Source organism: Ewingella sp. AOP9-I1-14 (genome assembly GCF_052375995.1).
Lineage (GTDB): Bacteria > Pseudomonadota > Gammaproteobacteria > Enterobacterales > Enterobacteriaceae > Ewingella > Ewingella allii.
Map to the genome: position 1 here is coordinate 224,779 of NZ_JBQSVA010000007.1, position 19,871 is coordinate 244,649.

The 19,871-nt window shown below is 53.0% G+C and carries 14 protein-coding genes; 5 read left to right on the forward strand and 9 right to left on the reverse strand.

What is annotated here, in order from left to right; translation table 11 throughout:
• Window positions 1-15 precede the first annotated feature (15 nt).
• From ACT3RT_RS18640 to ACT3RT_RS18650, 3 genes are all read right to left on the reverse strand, one after another.
• Window positions 16-996, reverse strand: coding sequence for a DUF1852 domain-containing protein (locus ACT3RT_RS18640; RefSeq protein WP_353504143.1), 981 nt, complete (start codon window positions 994-996; stop codon window positions 16-18).
• A 397-nt stretch (window positions 997-1,393) separates the two neighbouring features.
• Complete coding sequence (locus tag ACT3RT_RS18645; RefSeq protein WP_496203544.1) at window positions 1,394-8,392, reverse strand: autotransporter outer membrane beta-barrel domain-containing protein; 6,999 nt, start codon at window positions 8,390-8,392, stop codon at window positions 1,394-1,396.
• 401 nt (window positions 8,393-8,793) lie between these two features.
• A complete protein-coding gene (locus ACT3RT_RS18650; protein WP_496203545.1) occupies window positions 8,794-9,669 on the reverse strand; it encodes a LysR substrate-binding domain-containing protein in 876 nt (291 codons plus the stop codon).
• Window positions 9,670-9,832: 163 nt separating this feature from the next.
• On the opposite strand from ACT3RT_RS18650, the gene ACT3RT_RS18655 reads away from it, so the two are divergent.
• Both ACT3RT_RS18655 and ACT3RT_RS18660 read left to right on the forward strand, forming a co-directional pair.
• Entirely contained in the window at window positions 9,833-11,212 is a 1,380-nt protein-coding gene (locus tag ACT3RT_RS18655; RefSeq protein WP_485903322.1) for an NAD-dependent succinate-semialdehyde dehydrogenase, read from the forward strand.
• 115 nt (window positions 11,213-11,327) lie between these two features.
• The gene (locus tag ACT3RT_RS18660) at window positions 11,328-12,515 is read left to right on the forward strand and encodes an MFS transporter (RefSeq protein WP_485903323.1); all 1,188 of its coding nucleotides are present in this window, start codon (window positions 11,328-11,330) and stop codon (window positions 12,513-12,515) included.
• On the opposite strand, the gene ACT3RT_RS18665 is transcribed toward ACT3RT_RS18660, so the two are convergent.
• Complete coding sequence (locus ACT3RT_RS18665) at window positions 12,505-13,137, reverse strand: TetR/AcrR family transcriptional regulator (RefSeq protein WP_496203546.1); 633 nt, start codon at window positions 13,135-13,137, stop codon at window positions 12,505-12,507. The two genes, ACT3RT_RS18660 and ACT3RT_RS18665, sit on opposite strands and share 11 nt — an antisense overlap.
• Before the next feature lie 204 nt (window positions 13,138-13,341).
• On the opposite strand from ACT3RT_RS18665, the gene ACT3RT_RS18670 reads away from it, so the two are divergent.
• On the forward strand, window positions 13,342-14,091 hold the full coding sequence (locus ACT3RT_RS18670; RefSeq protein WP_485903325.1) for a glucose 1-dehydrogenase: 750 nt from the start codon (window positions 13,342-13,344) through the stop codon (window positions 14,089-14,091).
• Between the two features lie 62 nt (window positions 14,092-14,153).
• Entirely contained in the window at window positions 14,154-15,350 is a 1,197-nt protein-coding gene (locus tag ACT3RT_RS18675) for a multidrug effflux MFS transporter (protein ID WP_496203547.1), read from the forward strand.
• Window positions 15,351-15,362: 12 nt separating this feature from the next.
• Here the strand turns inward: ACT3RT_RS18675 and ACT3RT_RS18680 are convergent, their stop codons facing one another.
• The 4 genes from ACT3RT_RS18680 to ACT3RT_RS18695 form a co-directional block, all read right to left on the reverse strand.
• On the reverse strand, window positions 15,363-15,830 hold the full coding sequence (locus ACT3RT_RS18680) for a GNAT family N-acetyltransferase (protein ID WP_496203548.1): 468 nt from the start codon (window positions 15,828-15,830) through the stop codon (window positions 15,363-15,365).
• 90 nt (window positions 15,831-15,920) lie between these two features.
• Window positions 15,921-16,622, reverse strand: a complete 702-nt coding sequence (gene arsH, locus ACT3RT_RS18685; RefSeq protein WP_496203549.1) for an arsenical resistance protein ArsH — start codon at window positions 16,620-16,622, stop codon at window positions 15,921-15,923.
• Window positions 16,615-16,965 (reverse strand): ArsR/SmtB family transcription factor, encoded by a 351-nt coding sequence (locus ACT3RT_RS18690; RefSeq protein ID WP_485903329.1) that lies wholly within the window; start codon window positions 16,963-16,965, stop codon window positions 16,615-16,617. Before ACT3RT_RS18690 ends, arsH begins: the two co-directional genes overlap by 8 nt.
• 157 nt (window positions 16,966-17,122) lie before the next feature.
• Entirely contained in the window at window positions 17,123-17,419 is a 297-nt protein-coding gene (locus tag ACT3RT_RS18695; protein ID WP_485903330.1) for a DUF1127 domain-containing protein, read from the reverse strand.
• 168 nt (window positions 17,420-17,587) lie between these two features.
• Here ACT3RT_RS18695 and ACT3RT_RS18700 point away from each other — a divergent pair, with 168 nt between their 5' ends.
• Complete coding sequence (locus ACT3RT_RS18700) at window positions 17,588-19,039, forward strand: aminotransferase-like domain-containing protein (RefSeq protein WP_485903331.1); 1,452 nt, start codon at window positions 17,588-17,590, stop codon at window positions 19,037-19,039.
• A 39-nt stretch (window positions 19,040-19,078) separates the two neighbouring features.
• On the opposite strand, the gene ACT3RT_RS18705 is transcribed toward ACT3RT_RS18700, so the two are convergent.
• Window positions 19,079-19,828 carry an SDR family oxidoreductase gene (locus ACT3RT_RS18705; protein ID WP_353504275.1) on the reverse strand — a complete coding sequence of 250 codons (750 nt, stop codon included), beginning with the start codon at window positions 19,826-19,828 and terminating at the stop codon, window positions 19,079-19,081.
• Window positions 19,829-19,871: the final 43 nt, after the last annotated feature.

Here is a 19,871-nt window from a genome sequence, read left to right on the forward strand (position 1 = left end):
CTGTGTTTTGGTTAATCAAAGAACGGAATTAGCAGACCATTGCTCAAGAATAGTTTGGTGAGGCTTAATGAATTCTTCTTCAGTAAACTTCCCCTGCTCAACGGCTAATTGGCTACGTTCTTCACGATCATAAACAATGCGAGTTAATGAATAATCTTGTTGGTTCAAACTTGGCTGATAGCAGCGACCCGCCGGAGAGTTCGCATTGTAAATCTCTGGGCGATAAATCTTCTGGAAGGTTTCCATGGTGCTGATGGTGCTAATCAGTTCCAGATTGGTGTAATCGCTGAGTAAATCACCGGCGAAATAGAAGGCCAAAGGCGCGACGCTACCGGCAGGCATGAAGTAACGAGCCTGCAAACCCATTCTGCCGAAATAGAGATCGGTCAAAGAAGATTGATCATCTTGCTCATATTCAATGCCCAATACCGGGTGCACATTGCCAGTACGGTTATAGACATTCTTGCTCGAGACGCTCAGGCAGATAACCGGTGTCTTGTTGAAATTCTGTTTGTAAGCTTCTGAATTAATGAAGCATTTGAAGATATTGCCATGCAATTCACCAAAGTTTTCTGGGATGGTGAATTGGTTCTTGCCCTTATTGTGCTCGGACAGCAACACGCTGAAGTCGTAATCACGCACATAAGAGGAGAAGTTATTGCCGACAATACCTTCAATGCGCTCGTTGGTTTTTTTATCAACGATATTGGTTTTCAAAATTTCAATAACCGGGAAGGACGTGCCTGCACTTTCAATCTTCAACTCAACGGAAATGATGTCCAGTTCGACGGTATAGCGATCTGACTTCGGGTTATCCCAGTTCGCCAGAGAGTTAAAACGATTATCGATCATCACTAAGGCGTTGTGCAGGTTCTCTTGACGTTTCTCACCGCGAGCCAAATTAGCAAAGTTAGTTGTAATGCGCGTGCTAGTAGACGGATTGTAATTCTCGTCAAAGCGCAAACTTTTCGTCGTAAATGTGAAATTATTATTCATTGTAATTTGGTTCCTAACTTCCGGTATAAAATATGGTTAATTGCTCTTTACTCAGGACTTCCTAATTTTCTGTTCTAGTTTTGTCATTAAGTCGCCCTTATGTGATCTACAGCAAATCTCTGAAGACAATTTATGCCTTAGTCGTTGGATGAGGAAAAGTGATTTAATTTCATTGAACATGAGCTATTTTCATGTCCAGACGTATAGACGTCTTTAACGCTATCTCAAACCCTTTGCCACTAAGGGATTACAGCTGGGATCAAGGGGATTTAACGAAGGGGGCAGAAGGGGAATGTTTTGGTAAACCCATGTTTCAAGATGAATTTAAAGCGCCCCGAAGGGCGCTTGATTCACTTTAGGTTAGAGAAAGAACCACCGTTTTACGCAATGATGGCTATCAGAAGCTGACTTTAACGCCCATCAACGCGCTGGTATCTGAATAACCACTGCTGCCCATCTGCTGAGCCACGTTGCCCCACAGATTTACGCCCGGCTTAATCTGGCCTTCAACCCCCACTTTGAGTTCGCCAAGGTTGCGCGCGCCCTTTTGGGTCACGTTAACGCCGTTGAGCTGGCTACCAAACGAATGGGTGTTGCTGATCAGGTTTGCCTCAACAAAGGGTTCGAACGAACGATTTTTACCTTCATCAATCTGGCTATGACCTTTGATGAAGGCACGAACACCAAGGCGAGCCTGAAGGTTGCCGTCACCTAAACCTTCTACGCGAGTGCCATTGTCTTCGCGAATACTGTCCGCTTCGACGCCCATCCAGGTTAGCTGGGCTTTAGGCTGCAGGTAGTAGCTCTCGTGATCGTTTTTCTCGCCCACTTTCCAGGTGTAACCACTTTCAACCGATGCTACTATCCCTTTCGATTTGTAGGACTCTGCCGCGAGAGAATCCCCTTTTACAGTGTTGTTAAACCAGCTGTACTGCGCCCATGTATCCACATAAGCCCCGGTTTTCTCAATATTGTCCTGTAGCCAGGTTCCATACACGCCGAGACTATAACCGTTGATGCTGCCGTCGGCTTTCTCACCGGTAAGGCGATTGCGGCTGTTGCTGCTCTGGTTTGCATAACCCGCCATGACGCCGAGGTGATAACGGTCAGCGCCGTCTGAGCTCCACTGGGCTATATCGCCGCCCATTTGCATCACATAGCGATTAGCCTGCGTTTTCATCTGGCCGCTGCTGTCCGCCGAGCGCGTATGCCCGCCCACGTTGCGCAGCCACATGCTGGTTACTTTCTCTTCACCGGTTATCGCATCGACATAATGGGTTTCCCCCAGACGGTCATGAAGTCGGGTATTAAACAGCGTATTGGCTGCTGCCATGTTCGAGGCGTAAGCACTGGATTCCGGGCGATACACTTCCACCACTTCGGGATCGGGTTTGTTACCGCCGCCGCCACCTTCATTCAAGGTGTTGGAAAGATACCAGTGATTAGCATTGCCCTCCTCACCGCGCTGTAAGTGATAATCGTAGGCACCGGCAACAATACGCCCCTCCTGCACAAATTCGCCGTCGGACTGACCGTTAACACGGATAAGCTCGATGCCGTTGAGGGTTTTGGCCCCGCTGCCGCCCGTATTATTGACGCTGACCCGCGTGCTGCCCTGAGTGTCGCCCTCGACCACCATTTTGTCGGTGACTGAACTGTCGTCGCCTAACACAGTGTTAAACGTCATATGCCCATTATTGCCCGCGTAGTTGCCCGCAACGTGCAGCAGATTACCCGCCGTGCCACCTGCTCGCCCGATGGAGGCTTCGCCATCGTTGTTCAGATTGCCTGCAATATTAAAGGTCTGTGCTTCGCCCGTTGCTCTGGTCAAAGGGGTCAGCGCACCTAACAATAGCGTACCCTGATTGTTCACATTACCCGCGGTACCGCCAAAACCTCCGGCAGTTGCGCCAGACGCGATGTTGAGTTCACCCGAAGCCAGCGTTACGTCACTGCCCGCGCTGCCCAGTTGCAGGCCACCCGCGTTAACATGGGTGTCGCCGGTGAATTGCGCCGCTGCCTGAGTTAGCGTGACCACGCCGCTGCCATTTTGATTCAGAATGCCACTACCTGTAACGCGATTGCCAAGCGTCCAACTCTCCACAGAAGCCAGATTCAGGGCACCTTCATTGCTGACTGCCGCTGTACCGAGGCTGTTTTGACCCGTAACCGTCAGCGCGGAGTCTTTATCCGTGGTGAAGGTGCCGGAGAAATGTTGATTATCGCCCATCAGTTTGACGTCGCTGGCATTGGCGATTTGCGTTTCACCCTTGCCGCTCAGGCTGTTAAACAGGCTGCCTGCGGCATTTTTGATGGCCAGCAAGCCGTCGTTCGAGATGCTTCCCATCCCCAAGCCCGAAGTGTTATTGAGCTGTACGTCAGCAGCGGAGGCGATGGACGTCGCCGCCGTAAGCCCGGTGTTACTGCCGTTTATCGCCAGCGTGCCGCCATTGACGTTGAGTGCGCCACTGCCTTGCAGCACGCCATCGACAGTACCGCCATGGGTGATATCTAGCGCGCCGTTGGCAACATTCACCATCGAGCCGGACTGGGTGTTCAGCATGCCCACTGCCTGATGATGGCCATTCATGTCGAAGCCGGTGCCCGAAGCCAGTGCCAACTCAGATGTTTGGCCCAGCACATTGTCGTTATTCATCAACAAGGTGCCGCTGCGCACATCGGTTTTCCCCTGATAATCATTGTCCAAGTTGGAAAGCGAAACCACTTGGCCCACGCCAGTATCAATTGCCAGATCTCCAGCGCCGGTTAACTTCGCGCTCATATCAGCCGAGTTACCGGTCTGGCCATAAGCATTCAATATCAAGGCATTACTGCCTGAGGTTAACAGTTCGAGTTCGGTTAAGCCGTAGCTGGTATAAAGGCCGTCATCCGCCTCGCCGCTGGTCAATCTATAGTCATAGGTAGCGTTGGCGACGGTTTCTCCGCCCTGAATGACGCCGCGCTCCAGCGCCGCGGTGATCAGATCACCGAACTGGTCGCGCAATGCTAAGTTGCCGCCGCTGCCTGTGACAGGCACATCACTGCCCGCCAGTTTAATGCCCAGCTGGCCTTCATCCTGCTGGAGTAGTGAGAGGGTCGCTGGTGGCAAGGTTGGCGTGTTACTCACCGAGCCGGCGTTAATCCCAACCGTACCGCGTCCATCAATATCCAGTAAGTTCGCGGTTTGCACCATGCCTTTAGCCATGGTTTCACCCGGCGTCCCAGTGTCAAACGACAGAGTTCCGCCATCAAAACGTAATCCACCGATATTTTGCATCCCGTCGCCGACGGTGGTGTGGCTACCACTGCTTGCCTGCAAAGTGGCGTTAGTCAGTGCCTGAGTGTTTAAACCTTCGAGGCTGAATGTGGTATCACTCAGCGCCAGCGTCCCGCTGAAACTGTTCATGGCATTGTTGGCCGTGAAGTCGAAAGCGTTACCCGCCGTGCTGGCAGCGATTGTGCCCGCGCCACTGATATGGCTGGCAAATTGGGTATCACTGCTCTGCTTCAACACCAGAGTGCTGTCGCCATCAATGCTAAAACCGGTCCCCGCGCCATCGTCATTTGCATCGCCTAACGGCAGCAGGATGTTATCCAGCGTGAGAGTCGAGTTATTGGCCAGATTAACTTCTTCGAAGCCAGCGACGGTTTTCCCGGTTTGTGCCAGCGTCATCAGGCTGTTCAAAAGATTCAGCTTGTCATGGCCCGCGCCCGCATTCAGTGAGCTGAATAAATTGCTATCAGTGACGTCGATATTGACCAGATTAAAGGTGTCATTGCCGCCCGCGCTCGTCACATCCGTCGCGGTGCTGCCGTGCTGTAAATCAACCGTATGGTTGTTGGCCGTGGTGAGATTCACCTGCCCGATAATATTGCCGCCCTGCGCGTTCACGAAGTGCACGCCTGACAGGCCACTGGTAATTTCCAGTGCGACCTGCGCGGCTGAGTTAGCGATAATGTCACCACGGTTGATGAAGCTGCCGAGGTAGCCATTGTTGACGTCCACCACCGGGTTGGTGGTGGATTTCGACACCAGACGGCCGCTCTGCTCAACCACTGAAGTCGTTCCGCCTACTTTAAGGGCCGGACCGCCAGCGGCATCATTAACGTTAACGCTCGCGCCGGACTTCACCTCCCCCTTGAGGTTCGTGACGATACCGCTGCCGGAAGCCTGATTAACATTGATAACCAAATTACGCGAGTTGGACATATCCATGTCGCCATCGGCTATCGAGCCATCAGCGTGCTGTAAAAGCAGGCCGGTGCCGCTGCCATTGACCGTAATGATGCCACTGTTGTTCGCATCCATGCTGGCGGCAGTACGTACACCGGCGCCGTTATCGACCGTAATGTGAGTGTTGTCGAGTTTGATTCCGGCGATTTCTGCCTTGTTTTCGATGGCATTGCCGTTGGCTACGGGATCCATGATGATGCTGGCGTCCTTCACCGTCAGGCCATGCGCGCCGGTATCCAGCAGAATGCCGTGTGCGCTGCCGCTGGCTTTTACAATACCCAGCCCGTCGAGAGCCAGATCCGCGCCATTGCCAACCTTGATCGCCGCTTCGCCATCACCGGCTTCAATGGTGCCGGTATTGGTTACGGTTGAGGTACTGCCCTGAATATTTACGGCAACGCCGTTGACGTGAATGTCGCCGCTGTTATCCAGTGCCCCGCCATCAACCAATACGCCAGTGGTGCCCGCGGTGGTGAAGTTGATACTGCCTTTGTGGTCGAGCGTTCCGCCGTTGCGGGCAATAAAGCCCACGGCATTCGCCGCCGTTGCCACGCTGTTATCTAGCATGGCATAGCTGGTCAACGTGGCGTTGCCACGATAGCTAGGATCGCCCGCGCCGGTGATATCGCTATAGCTGCCGTCAACAATGCCTGCGGTGCTGCCTGCGCCGGTCAGCGAAAGCGTCGTGTCACTGGATAATGTGCCTTGCGCATCCCCCATCACCTTAATACCCGTCGCGCCTTCGCCGCTGGCGGTAATACTCATATTGCCGGTGTTAAGTTGGCTCGCCTGGCCGTTACTAGTGACCAGAAGCGCGGTTGAGTTCTTACCACTGCTTTCAAGGGATGACGTGCTACCCGCGCCGTCAAAGCTGGCACCGCCATCAATACGGTAAAGCGTGGAGCCTTCTGTGGTCACGTTTTGGCTGCCGGTGCTCTTATCCACCACTTTCGACCCGGCCCCCAAGACGAAGTAACCCGTTTGGTTAAGACCGTCGAATTTCATTTCACCAGCACCGTCCACCTCAATGGTGCCGCCATTGCGAGCGTGGGCACCAACGGCACCGTCGCCCTTCAAATCGATCAAGCCGGCGTTGGCAACCGTCGCGCGCGCGCCGTCGGCCCACAGACCGTAGTTGGCTGTTTTGGTCGTAGGATCCACCCCACGGTTAACCGTTATAGTGCCCGCATTGCGCACGGCACTGTCTAGCGCATCGGCAACGGACGATTTTGCCATCATCGCAACGGAGTTAATGCCATTAAGGAGGATATTACCCGTGCTAGCGTTAACGACGTTGGACGCGCCTAGAGCCGCCATGATGCCAACGTTTTGCAATGGCGCGGCCCCTGCGACGCCGTCAGCGGCGCCATTAATCGTAATAAAGCCGCTATTTTCGACATTGCTGGTCGCGCCTTCTGCGACAACGCCATAGCTGCCTTGTGTCTTGCTACCGAGAGTAAGCAGACCGTTTTCTTTATTGGTGAACAGGCCCTGCTTAACATAGACCAGCCTGCTCCCCGGAGCCGCAGAGGAGATATCAACCGAAGCAGAGCTGAGATCGCGCTGTGCTTCGCGGCCCAAATAGAGTTCAGCGTCGGCTTCATTGATCAATTTGGAGCCGACGTCGTTCAGCTGCACGCCAACGGTAAATTTCCCGCTGTATTGTGGCGAAGTGGCCCTTTCTACCGCTGAAACATTCAGGTTTCCAGTGTTGGTCATCACGGCGTTGTTGAACAGGTAGACGCCAACGTTGGAGACATAGCTGCCGTTGGGCGCGACGTTGATCACGCCCTGGTTATTCACCGTCGCGTTGTTGGCCGCAATACCTTCATTGTGCCCCTGGAAAACGATAGCGTTGGCGCCGTTGACCGTATATCCGGCCATTTCGGCATTGGTACCCGCATCAATTACGCCATAGTTATTAACGACCGCGCCATTTCTGGCGCTGACAACCATTGACCCTGCGCTGGTACTATTAAACATCCCCAAGCTGCCGTAGTTATTCAGCACGCCACCATTATCAAGCCTGACAATGGAACTATCGGTTGAATAGCCTTGAATAGAAGCGTCGCTGGCAATATTCACCGTACCGCCGTCACCGTGAATATAAGCTACGCGTTGATAATTAACGTACTGGCTCGCTGCGTCATGTTGATCAATAACCGCATCGACATAGACCATTCGGCCCGAGGTTGGAATAGCTTTATTAAACTCTTCAACATATTTTTCAGGTGCGAGAGTGCCGCTTTGGATCGCGGCGATAAGTGCGCTGTTATAATTTTTTAGATCATCAATGGTATTAACCGTCTGCGGACCTAATACGCTATCAAAGCTGCCATTAAACCCAGTTCTTACGCTGAGAATAGATTCGCCAATATTTTTAGCCTGATTATTAAAGTTACCAAGGTGCACAACCGTTTTACTGTTGTAATCAATGGTTGAAGCTACGGCAACTTTAAATACTGAAGAGACAGCAGAAGAGCTGGCATCACCTTTCATGTAGAGTTTAAGGCGGTTATTAGGATCATTAAACCAGTCGCTACCTGAACTATCACCGACTGACACATCAAGCGTTCCACCTCCGGTAACCTGAATTAAATTACGATCGACATACTGGCCATCTACCCCTACGGCATAAGCCAAAGGAATCGACTGGTCCAGCACGTTCGCCATCTTCAACTCATTGTTATTGTAGCCCTGAAATGTCGCGACATTGCCAATGTTGGCGTCGTAGTAGTCATATCCCACCATCTGGCCGGTGACCAAATTGCCTTTATCCAGGTCCGCTAGGGTTGCACCGCTATCCAAATCACGTAATTTTCCTTGAAGGATCGCCTCGCGTACGGACATACGAATGTAACCCGGATCGCCCGCGGCAATATTGTTCCAAGAGCTGCTAATTAATTTATCGTTACCAGTAATCGATTGAACATGCCCGCCGTCTTTAGAGTCAAACGCATCCACTTCTATCTCTGCTGCCATTGCGGGTGCAGTAAGTCCCATCGCTAATGCAGCCATGGATAATATTCCCGCGTGACGCAATTGCACGCCGGTTTTTTTAGAATTGCCACTTGAGCATTTGCTTTTTCCCTTGGTCAATTCTGAGGTGATATTAAAACGTTGCAAGGAGCTATTCCATTTAACTTTAAAGACTTTGTTCATATTGATTCCTGATTTCTTTAAGGCGAGCAATACCCCACCGAGTATTCGGTGTAATATTTATCTGAGTGGAATTAAAAATAAGAACGAGTTCGCTGATACATAGCCAGACGCTGCGAAAGAACGTTTATAAAATCAGCTAAATTATTGGCCTTATACTGCAAGTACACCTAATAATTAGACTTCAGATAACAGGTTCGTGTTATTTCCACTGTAAAAGTGCTTAACGTTATGACGGCGGCGATATTCGATGCACCCACCGCCATTTCAGAACGAAGAGATATTGTCATTTTTTAGATGTGTCGGTAATAAGACGATCCTACAAAGGATGTAGGAAATGGCTTACATATGGCCTTTTTCTTATAAATTACATTCACTTTGTTGGATTAAGAAATATCTTTCCCCTAACTCTCCTCATGCCGCGTAAGCCACTCCTCCAGCCTTTTCAATGTGGCTTCTTTCGGGCTGTCTTCATTCCACACCAGATAATAGGTCAGGGAACCACAGTCCAGCTGATGGTTTTCCATGGCAATCAGGGTGCCTGAACGCAGCTCATCTTCAACCAGCACGCGCTGCGCCAGCGCGATACCCTGCCCCTCCAATGCTGCTTGATAGGCCAGTGCCGAACTCTCCATATCCCGCCGGTGCGGTAGCTGGTTCATATCGACATTAAAAGCCCGGCACCACAGCTGCCAATCATCCGGACGCCCACGCACCATCAGCAGCGTGTGCTGTGACAAACCTTCAAGTGCCATATTTGCCTTGCGCCCCTCGGTCGGGCGGCACACCGGCACCAAGACGTTTTTCACCAGCGGCGCGGCATGGCGCTGCGGCCAGACGCCGTTACCCAGCCGGATCGCCGCGTCGCAGTCCGTGCCGTCATCCCACTCAGATGCCGTGGTTAGGCGGACGTCGATATCCGGATACGCCATTTGGAACTTCGCCAGTCGCGGGATAAGCCAGCGAGTGGCAAAGGTAGTGAAGGAGTGTAGGCGGATCACCGCCCGCCCGGCGTTACGGTGCAGCACCTGACCCGCGCGGCGCAGCCCCTCAAAGTGTTCGCTGATTTGCTGAAAATAGGCGTTGCCGGGGTGTGTGAGGATTAACCCGCGCCCCTGCCGCTGAAAAAGTGCGGTCCCGAAGTGGTCTTCAAGCAGCCGAATTTGTCGGCTAACCGCGCCCGGCGTCACTGACATGCTTTCCGCCGCCGCGCGCACGCTGCCGGTTTTGGCAACGAATTCAAAAGCTAATAAAGCATTTAAGGGAGGGAGTTCACGCATTGGGTTCAACCGTTTAGTTTTTCTCAACAATCGAGCAATTTTAATCGATTGTTGAGAAATTGCTACCGCCGCATTATCAGCCTCGTTAGAACGCACCGGACAAAAATATTTGCCGGTGCACCTCCGCTGAGGCTCAGCGTCACCTGCTTAGGAATATCTCTCGATGATTAAAGTCACTAACCCTGCTGATGGCAGCATTGTCGGCCAAATCCCCTTCCTTGATGCCACCGAAGTGGCGTCCGCGATTAACCGCACCTGTGATGCTTTCCCAGCCTGGGCGCGCAGAACTGCCAAAGAGCGCGGCGACTTGTTGCGCGGCTGGTACGACCTAGTTCGCGCCGACAAACACGTTTTTGCCGAGCTGCTAGTAAAAGAAAACGGCAAATGCCTGAGCGAAGCGCTGGGTGAAATCGAATATGGACTGGGCTTTATCGAATGGTACGCCGAAGAAGCCAAGCGCCTGAACGGCGACACCCTGCCGTCGCACGATCCCAACGCCTCGGTGCTGGTGGTCAAAGAGCCGGTTGGGCCTACTGCGGCTATTACTCCGTGGAACTTCCCGTTCATGATGATCACCCGCAAAATCGCTACCGCGTTGGCGGCGGGATGCACCATGATCATTAAACCTGCCGAAGAGACGCCGCTGACCGCCTATAAATTGCTGGAATATGCGCGTCAGGCCGGTATTCCAAAAGGCGTGTTTGAGGTGGTGAGTGGCGATGCAAAATCCATTGGGGAAGCCTTCACCAAGGATGAGCGGATCCACAAAATCTCCTTCACCGGCTCTACTCGCGTGGGCAAGCTGCTGGCACAAAGCTGCGGCGAAACCCTGAAGAAAATGACCATGGAGCTGGGCGGTAACGCACCTTTTATCGTCTTCAATGACAGCCCGATTGAAGAGACCGTTGCCGGTTTGGTGAGCGCCAAGCTGCGTAACTCCGGTCAGGTGTGTATCTCTCCTAACCGTATCTTCTTGCAGGACGGCATCTACGATGAGTTCGTCAAACAACTGGTCGCCGCGGTCGCCAAAATCCCAGTCGATCAGGGAATGCAAAAGGACTTCGTGGTTGGCCCGCTGATTAACCAGATGGCGATTGATAAAGTCGCTTCGCTGGTCAACGAGGCGGTATTGAATGGTGCTACCGTGCGTCTGGGCGGTAAACCGCATCAGAAAGGTGGCCTGTTCTATGAGCCGACCATTCTTTGCGATTTGGACGACACCTTTGCAATTCATAACACTGAAATCTTCGGACCGGTATTTGCTATCTATCGCTTCAGCACGGAAGAAGAAGCGATCCGCTGCGCTAATAACACCGAATACGGTCTGGTGGCCTACGCCTGGACCAAGGATTTGGGCCGCGCTTTCCGCCTTTCCAAGCAGTTGGAAGCCGGGATGGTTATCCTCAATTCCGGTTCAGTGGGCACAGCCTCAGTGCCGTTCGGCGGTATCAAGCACTCCGGTTATGGTCGTGAAGGCGGTCATTACGGTATCGAAGAGTACGTGCATGTGAAATACGTGCTGATGGCGGGTCAAAACCGCTAATTCCCCTAAGGGAGAGCGACGCAACGTGGCTCTCCCTGCCTACTCCTTTTGGCACAACGCCATCACTTCGTGAAGTGATGAGAACTGCTGCATTCTAATTTTGAGGCACGACAGCATGGCGCTACATCCCCGCGTTCTCCCGGTTGCCACGCCGTGGCAAATCATCGTGATGTCGATGATGGCCGGCGTAACCATCGCGAATATCTACTACTGCCAACCCATTCTGGCGCTTATCGCCGCATCGCTAACTATCTCTGCGCATCAGACCGGCATGTTACCCGTCTGGACTCAGGTAGGTTACGGCATTGGGCTGTTTTTCATTGCGCCGCTAGGGGATATGTTTGACCGCAAAAAGCTGATTATTCTGTTGCAGTTACTGATGCTAGCGATCCTATTTGCAGCAACTCAGGTACATTCGATGATCGGCCTGTCGCTGGTCTGCTTCGGCATAGGTTTACTGGGCGTTTCGGTGCAAATTGTTGTGCCGATGGCCGCCTCGCTGGCACTGCCGACGGGCAAAGGCCGAGTGGTGGGGATGGTGTTTACCGGCACGCTGACGGGAATTTTAGCCGCGCGGGTGGTCAGTGGATACATAGCCGAATGGCTCGGCTGGCGCTGGGTTTTTGGTTTCTCAATGCTGCTGGTTCTGCTGGTCACACTGCTGTTTATCGTGTTTTTGCCGAATACAAAATCGACCCATAGCAGCCACTATCTGCCTCTGCTGCGCTCAACGCTGCAACAGGGTAAACGCTTTAGCCAGTTGCGCCGTTTATCCCTGCTTGGCGCGCTGATCTTCGGCGCTTTCTGCTCATTCTGGACCACCCTGACATTAAAACTCTCCGCCGAGCCTTTCCACTTTTCCAGTGGCACCATTGGCCTGTTCGGGCTGATTGCGGTTGTCGGCACGCTATTAGCCCCGTGGTTCGGGAAAATATCGGACAGAGCCGACCCGCGCCGCACGCAAATCTACAGCGTGCTGTTGATGGTCTTGGGGGCGTTAACGCTGCAACTTTGGCACAGCGCCATTACTGCTATTGTGGTTGCTACCCTGCTGCTGGACATCGGCATGCAAATCACCCAAGTGAACAACCTCTCGCAAATCTACCGGCTGGATGAATCGGCGCACAGTCGCATCAACACGTTCTTTATGACCAGCCTGTTCTGGGGAGGCGCGATTGGCACGGGGGCGGGAGTGGCCGCCTGGAACTACGGCGGCTGGACGCTGGTCTGCTGGCAACTGCTGCTATGGACGGGGCTTGCGCTAGCCGTGACCTTAAAGGCCGGGAAGGCGACTAAGGCTTAACAGCCTCGGGCCAGGCGCTGATCGCCACGTCCACCACGCCGAGCAGGTCCTCACGCGTTGCGCCGTGCTGGGCCTGCAAAGCCAGACCGTGAATGACCACGGTGTAAAAACCGGCGAGCCGGGAAATCTCTGTGCTTTCCGGCAATTCTCCCTTCTCCACTGCCTGCTGGACATGGCGTTGCAGCAGCACCTCGAGCGTCTCACGGTGGTGTGCAAAGGCGAGACGAGATTCCTGCGCAACGCTCAGTTTATCCAAGGGGCCTTGGGTCATAAAACAGACGCCATTCACCTCTTGAGAGGTGAATCGCTCAACGCAGTCGGTCAGTAAAGTGAGTAAGCCCTGTTTGGCATTACCATTGGCTAAACAGCGCGCGCCATCCTCTTCGGCTAATTGGGTGTAGCGGGCAAAAGCGCGTAAAAACAGCGCCTCCTTGTTGCCAAAAGTGGCATACATGCTGACGCGATTGATGCCCATCGCCTCCGTCAAGGCCGTCAGCGACGCAGCCTCAAAACCATAGGCAGCAAACACCTCCATCGCCGCGTCTAGGGCTTGATCTTCGTTAAAAGCCTTAGGCCGCCCAACTCGGGAAACCGCGTTTTTTTCCTGACTGACTTTTGACATAAAAACTCTTTGCTCGAAATGGTTGCTTGACTACCCGTATATTATGCGCAAATATTTCTTACCGGTCGGTAAGAAACTGGCTGAAAAGTCGTTGCGAAGCCATAAGTGTGAGCCAACAAGCTTTGAGATAGTGTGCCGACCGTGGAACAAGGGTGTTTTTCACTCTTCCGCATTTCGCAAAAAACAGTCAGTGGAGCAGTCAACATGAGCCAAATTTTACATGCCAAAGTGGCCGTTGTTACGGGAGGCTCCAAAGGTATTGGCGCTGCAATCGCTCGCGACTTAGCGCTGAATGGTGCTTACGTGGTGGTGAACTACGCGTCGAGCAAAGCGGGAGCCAATGCCGTGGTGGCGGACATTGAGTCTCACGGCGGCAAAGCCGTTGCCGTGCAGGGTGACGTGTCACTGGCAGCAGACGCGCAGCGTGTGGTTGAGGCAGCAGTGGCAACCTATGGCCGCCTCGACATTTTGGTCAACAATGCAGGTATCTATGAGTTCAATCCTTTGGACGCCATTACCGAGGAGCATTTCCATCGCACCTTCAATATCAACGTCTTGTCCCCGATCCTGATGATTCAGGCCGCCGCTAAACACCTTAAAGCAGGTGGCTCAATCATTAACATTGGCTCCAATATCACCAGCATGGCACCGCCGTCGTCCACTGTGTATGCCGCCAGCAAAAAAGCCGCAGAGGGCATTACCGTGGTGCTGGCTAAAGAGCTAGGCGTAAGACAAATCAGAGTAAACAGCGTCAGCCCCGGCCCAACGCAGACTGAAGGCACCGCCGCATTTATGTCGCAGCCCAATGAGATGACGCAGGCCATCATTGCGCAGACCCCGCTGGGCCGCATGGGGCTGCCAGAAGACATTGCCCCCGCCGTCACCTTCTTGGCTTCAGACCATGCCCGATGGATAACAGGCGAAGTCATCACCGTCAGCGGCGGTCACAAGTGATTGCGCTGGCGCGTTTATACGCTTTCGACCCTACCTACCCCATCCCTATGAGTTTGTAACAGATGCAATCCAAATCGTTTATTAAAATGGCCATCGTGCTTGGCCTGCTGTCGGCCATCGGCCCTTTCGCCGTCGACATGTATTTACCTGCCCTGCCTTCCATTGGCACCAGCCTGCACGCGGATATTGGCACGGTGCAGATGAGTCTGACCTCATTCTTCCTCGCCCTTGGCGCGGGCCAGTTGCTTTATGGCCCGCTGTCGGACATGTATGGCCGTAAACCGCCGCTGTATGTGGGGTTAGTGCTCTTCACCCTCGCCAGCATTGGCTGTGCGCTGGCTAAAGACATGCATATGCTTATCTTGCTGCGCTTTTTACAAGGGCTGGGGGCTGCTGCTGGATTGGCTATTCCACGAGCCATCGTGCGAGATTTGCATACCGGCGTCGACGCCGCGCGGCTGATGTCTTTGCTTATGCTGGTGTTTAGCGTGTCACCGATTTTGGCGCCGCTGGTGGGAAGTGCTGTTATCACCTTTGTGGGCTGGCGCGGGGTATTCTGGGCTGTGACTCTTGCGGCAATGATTGCTTTGGTGATGATGTCTAGGATGCTGCATGAGACGCGCCCGGCCTCCGAACGCATTCATAGCAGCCTGACAAGTGGGCTTTCCGCTTACGGGCGCTTGCTGCGTGACCGTCATTTCTTGTTATTGGTATTTATTGGCAGCTTTACTATGGCAGGGTTCTTCACCTTTTTGGCCAACTCATCCTTTGTGATGATTGACCACTATGGCCTTTCACCCACGGTTTACAGCGTATGCTTCGCCGCCAACGCCGTGTTTTTCATCGGCAGCGCGCAGTTCACCGCAGTCTTGAGTAAACGTTTTGGCATGGTGAGATTGGTTAAAATTGCCGTTTGCGGGTGCACCGTGGCCACACTGACCATGCTTGCCTACTTCGCCAGCGGCGGTAATAACATGTGGATGTTGATCTTGCCCTATTTCGTGGCTTCTGCATTTATGGGGTTGGTTATTCCGAGCACCAGCGTATTGGCCCTCGACCAGCACGGTGCTAACGCAGGCACTGCCTCGGCACTCATGGGAACACTGCAAATGCTGACCGGTGCAGTCATGGTTGCCGTGATCGGCGTTTTCACCAACGGACGCCCGCTTCCCATGGTGGCAGGAATGGCCGCTGGGTCGTTTATCGCCCTGATACTGGCATCAGCCAATCTCACCACGCAATCTGATCAAGAGCATTAATGTGATGGGCCGTTACTTCTGATTCTCACTCCGGGTGTAGATATCAGGGCGGGTAATGGTCCACGCATAATTTTCTCTATTGACGGGTTTATAGCCTAACTTTTCATAAAGCCATGGGGCAGTGGTGGTGAACAACATGATCCGGCGCAGTTTCTCAAACACCGGATGAGCATGAACACATTCCATCAGCCATCGCCCAAGTCCCTCCCCCTGATATTCCTCAAGAACGTAGACATCGCATAGGTAAGCGAAGGTCGCATAGTCGGTTATCAGACGTGCAAAACCTATTTGCGAGCCATCATGGTAAACGCCAAAGTTAAGGCTGTTCTCTATGGACGCCGTGACGGTCTCCAGACTGATGCCCTGCGCCCACGTGGATCGCGTCAAATACTGATGGATCGCCTGCACATCCAACTTTTCATTATCTGTGCTGACCAGATAGTTATTCTCACGCCATTCATGGTTCGCTGAAATATTCACTTTGCTACCTGCTCACGGGATTGTGTGGGGATTAACCCTATCATTGCATAGAGAAAACCATGCTGCTCGACCCAATATTTTCAGCGGTTTCTATATGCTTCGCTGATTCACTCTGGCCGACAGCTGCTCGGCGCTTTCCTTTCTCTCGCTATAGCGATCGGTGAGATAGTCGGCGTTCCCGCGCGTCAGCACGGTGAACTTCATCAACTCCTCCATAACGTCGACAATACGATCATAATAGGCTGAAGGCTTCATCCGTCCTTCCTCATCGAACTCTGCCCAGGCTTTGGCCACCGATGATTGATTGGGGATGGTGATCATCCGCATCCAGCGCCCCAGAATGCGCATCTGATTGACCGCGTTAAACGACTGAGAGCCGCCGCTGACCTGCATGACCGCCAGCGTTTTTCCTTGCGACGGGCGCACCGCGCCCATTGATAGCGGGATCCAGTCGATCTGCGCCTTCATCACGCCAGTCATCGCGCCGTGACGTTCCGGCGAGCACCACACCATGCCTTCGGACCACATTACCAGCTCGCGCAACTCGGCGACTTTAGGGTGGGTTTCAGGGGTATCGTCTGGCAAAGGCAGGCCGGACGGATTAAAAATTTTGACCTCGGCGCCCATAGCGCTCAGCAGTCGGGCTGCCTCTTCAGTGGCAAACCGGCTGAATGAGCGCTCACGCACTGAACCATACAGCAGCAGTATGCGCGGTGGGTGTGCTGGCTGGGCTGCCGTCAGCTTCTCTGCGGTGATCGGCGCGTCAAAAAGTTGTTTATCCAAATTATTCATCAGCATGCCCATTGGATTTTCCTCCTGGCTGTGTTGGCAAATTAATGTCACATCCCCCTTCCCCCGAACAGCACTCCTCGACCAGAAACACCAATAGTTGTTCAAGTCGCTGATACTGTGGCAGGCAAAAAAGCGTGCGGCCTTGTCGCTCTTGGCGAATAAGCCCGACGGTTAACAGCGCCGAGAGATGGTGACTCAGAGTCGAAGCCGGAATATCCAGCTGCGCCTGCAACTCGCCAACCGGCAACCCGCCGTGCCCCGCCTTGACCAGCGCCTTGTAGACAGCCAGTCGTGTAGGATGACCAAGCTCTTTTAACGCACTGGCCGCTGTGTTGAGATCCATAACGCCTCCTTTTAAACTATATTTCTAGAATAGTCGAAATATAGAGTGAGTCAACAGGAGTTTCAGATGCGACTTGTTGTCCCTCAGAATTTACCCCTAAACCTGTTTTAACTTGATGAAAGGCGAGTGCGTAGCAGGTCAATCCGCCCCTTGAGCATTACTTTATCCCCCGAGGCAAGTCTGGCCAGCCGGTGCGGTTCTGCTCTTTATTTAGCTCATCTCTGGATAAGCCAATATCACGCAGCTGGCTGTCGGAAAGGCTTTCAATGGTTGGGTGCGAGAGGTTTTTAACTTTCCCCGCTTTTTGCTGCCGTAAAGCCATTTTAAGCCTGCTTAACCACGACTGTTTTTGAGGTTTCATCACTGCCGCAGGTTGTTTTGTTGTACTCAACGAGCCCGCGCTGCCTCCACAGATATGGTCACAATATTGGCGCTCTTTCATCATCTTTTTCATCTTGCTTACCCCATTTACCCTGTGGCAATAATATGGAAGAAAGCTGATCGGCAATACAGACTCAGTTTTTGAAAATTTAATCAATACGCCGCCCGTTTTTGTGACAGATATCGTGAAAAAGTTGAAAAATCTGTACTGTTTTAATCTTCAAAAAATGGAGAGTAATGAATGAAGCGTTACGACTATCTGGTCAACGTATTGAGCGAACGCATCGAGCAAGGTTTTTATCCGGCGGGCGACCGGCTTCCCTCTATTCGGAATATGAGTAGCGAGCACGGTGTGAGCATCAGTACCGTGCAACAGGCGTACCGCGTGCTGGAAGACAAAATGCTGGTGGAAGTCCGCCCAAAATCCGGATATTTCGTGACATTCCCGGCCGACGGCGACGGGCAACCGGCGACTAAGCGTCGAGCTCAGGCAGCGTTACCCGCCGTCTGCCGGCCGGCACAGCGGCCTGTAGATATTTCTCAGTGGGATCAAGTTTTAGACTTAATCACCTCGCCGAGGATGTCTGACGCCATTCAGTTTTACAGGGGGACGCCGGATATCTCTCCGCCGACGCTTAAACCCCTTAATTTGGCGTTATCACGCGTTAGCCGTCATCAAAATCTCGAGGCTTTTCAAAGTGACAGCATTTTTGGCGTGCAGGAGTTACGAGAAGAAATTGCCCGGCTGATGATTGATAGCGGCAATTATATCAATGCCAGCAATATCATTATCACGACGGGGTGCCATGAGGCGCTGTCGATTGCTATTCGTTCAGTCTGTCAGGCGGGGGATATCGTCGCTGTAGATTCCCCAAGCTTCCATGGTGTGATGCAAACCTTAAGGGGCAATGGCATAAAAGCGCTGGAAATCGCCACGGATCCCGTGACGGGTATCAGTATTGAAGCTCTCGAAATGGCCCTGAATCAGTGGCCAATCAAAGCCATCCAGCTCACGGCAAACTGCAATAGCCCCTTGGGGTTTAATATGCCAGATGAGCGCAAAAAGGCGTTATTGCGTCTCGCGCAGTCCCATGACATCGCCATCATTGAGGATGATGTCTATGGCGACCTGTCCTATCAGTACCCTCGCCCCAGCACCATTAGCTCATTTGATGAAGATGGCCGCGTTTTACTCTGCAGCTCGTTTTCTAAAACAATCGCGCCGGGGCTACGCATCGGCTGGCTGGCCCCCGGTCGTTATTACGATCGCTGCCTTTACATGAAATATATCAGCACGGGCCGAACCACCTCTTTGACCCAAATTGCAGTGACTGATTTTATTAAGCAGGGCCACTATTCACAGCACCTGCGGCGTATGCGTAACCAATATCAAAAGAATCTGAGGATCATGACCGGCTGGGTCAATCAATACTTTCCTTGTGATGCACGGGTAAGTCGGCCACAGGGCGGGTTTATGCTGTGGATTGAACTGGATAAGCAGCTTGATACTCAGCGGCTGAATAAGTTGCTTGAGGAACACAATATACGTGTCGCGGTGGGCAGCATCTTCTCGGCATCGGGTAAATACCGTAATTGTCTGCGACTCAATTACTCGCAGCCTTTGACGGAGATTCATCAGCAAGCGATGCAACTCATTGGGCGAACAATAAAAGAGATGGTTCTGGTGAAGTGATTGGCATCGACTTCACCTTCACCTTGCTGTGTCGGTCCTCTACACCCCGCCGCACAGGTCAGTAAAACTGCCGGTCACAAAGGAGGCCTCGTCGCTCAGCAGCCAAAGAATGGCGTTGGCGACTTCTTCCGGCGTGCCGCCGCGCTGCATCGGGAAGTTCTTAGCGATGCGGTCAACCCGTGCCGCCTCGCCGCCGTCGGCGTGGATATCGGTATAAATGCCTCCGGGGCGCACGCAGTTGACGCGAATGCCTTCAGCCGCCACCTCTTTCGACAGCCCGACGGTGAAGGTGTCCACCGCGCCTTTGGAGGCGGCGTAATCCACATATTCAAACGGCGAGCCGCTGCGCGATGCGCCAGATGAAACATTAACAATGGCCCCGCCAGCGCCGCCTCTGGACCGCGCCATGCGCTTTATCGCTTCACGTGAACAGTAAAAGTGGCTCATCACGTTAGTCAGCAGCACCTGCTGGAAACGCTCTCCGTCCATCTCAATCATCGGCATTTTTTGCTTTAGGATCCCGACGTTATTCACCAAATGAGTAATGGCCCCAAGCTGGCTGTCGATGGTGGCGAAGACTTCTTTGACCTGCTGCTCGTTAGAGACGTCGCCGCGTACCGCGATGCACTGAGCGCCAAGGCTTAAAATCTCATCGCGAACGTGAAAGGCGGCCTGCTGGTCATTGACGTAATTTACACAGACGGCGTAACCCCGTTTTGCCGCCAATATCGCCGTGGCGGCCCCTATGCCCCGGCTGGAGCCGGTGACTAACAACACCTTTGGATTCATCATTATTCTGCTGAGTAACCTGTGGATTTACAGGATTTAACAT

Excerpts from the sequence above, each read along its gene's own strand:
- ACT3RT_RS18640 (WP_353504143.1), bottom strand. The coding sequence starts at position 996 with ATGAATAATAATTTCACATTTACGACGAAAAGTTTGCGCTTTGACGAG.
- ACT3RT_RS18645 (WP_496203544.1), bottom strand. The coding sequence starts at position 8,392 with ATGAACAAAGTCTTTAAAGTTAAATGGAATAGCTCCTTGCAACGTTTT.
- ACT3RT_RS18650 (WP_496203545.1), bottom strand. The coding sequence starts at position 9,669 with ATGCGTGAACTCCCTCCCTTAAATGCTTTATTAGCTTTTGAATTCGTT.
- ACT3RT_RS18655 (WP_485903322.1), top strand. The coding sequence starts at position 9,833 with ATGATTAAAGTCACTAACCCTGCTGATGGCAGCATTGTCGGCCAAATC.
- ACT3RT_RS18660 (WP_485903323.1), top strand. The coding sequence starts at position 11,328 with ATGGCGCTACATCCCCGCGTTCTCCCGGTTGCCACGCCGTGGCAAATC.
- ACT3RT_RS18665 (WP_496203546.1), bottom strand. The coding sequence starts at position 13,137 with ATGTCAAAAGTCAGTCAGGAAAAAAACGCGGTTTCCCGAGTTGGGCGG.
- ACT3RT_RS18670 (WP_485903325.1), top strand. The coding sequence starts at position 13,342 with ATGAGCCAAATTTTACATGCCAAAGTGGCCGTTGTTACGGGAGGCTCC.
- ACT3RT_RS18675 (WP_496203547.1), top strand. The coding sequence starts at position 14,154 with ATGCAATCCAAATCGTTTATTAAAATGGCCATCGTGCTTGGCCTGCTG.
- arsH (WP_496203549.1), bottom strand. The coding sequence starts at position 16,622 with ATGAATAATTTGGATAAACAACTTTTTGACGCGCCGATCACCGCAGAG.
- ACT3RT_RS18690 (WP_485903329.1), bottom strand. The coding sequence starts at position 16,965 with ATGGATCTCAACACAGCGGCCAGTGCGTTAAAAGAGCTTGGTCATCCT.
- ACT3RT_RS18695 (WP_485903330.1), bottom strand. The coding sequence starts at position 17,419 with ATGAAAAAGATGATGAAAGAGCGCCAATATTGTGACCATATCTGTGGA.
- ACT3RT_RS18700 (WP_485903331.1), top strand. The coding sequence starts at position 17,588 with ATGAAGCGTTACGACTATCTGGTCAACGTATTGAGCGAACGCATCGAG.
- ACT3RT_RS18705 (WP_353504275.1), bottom strand. The coding sequence starts at position 19,828 with ATGAATCCAAAGGTGTTGTTAGTCACCGGCTCCAGCCGGGGCATAGGG.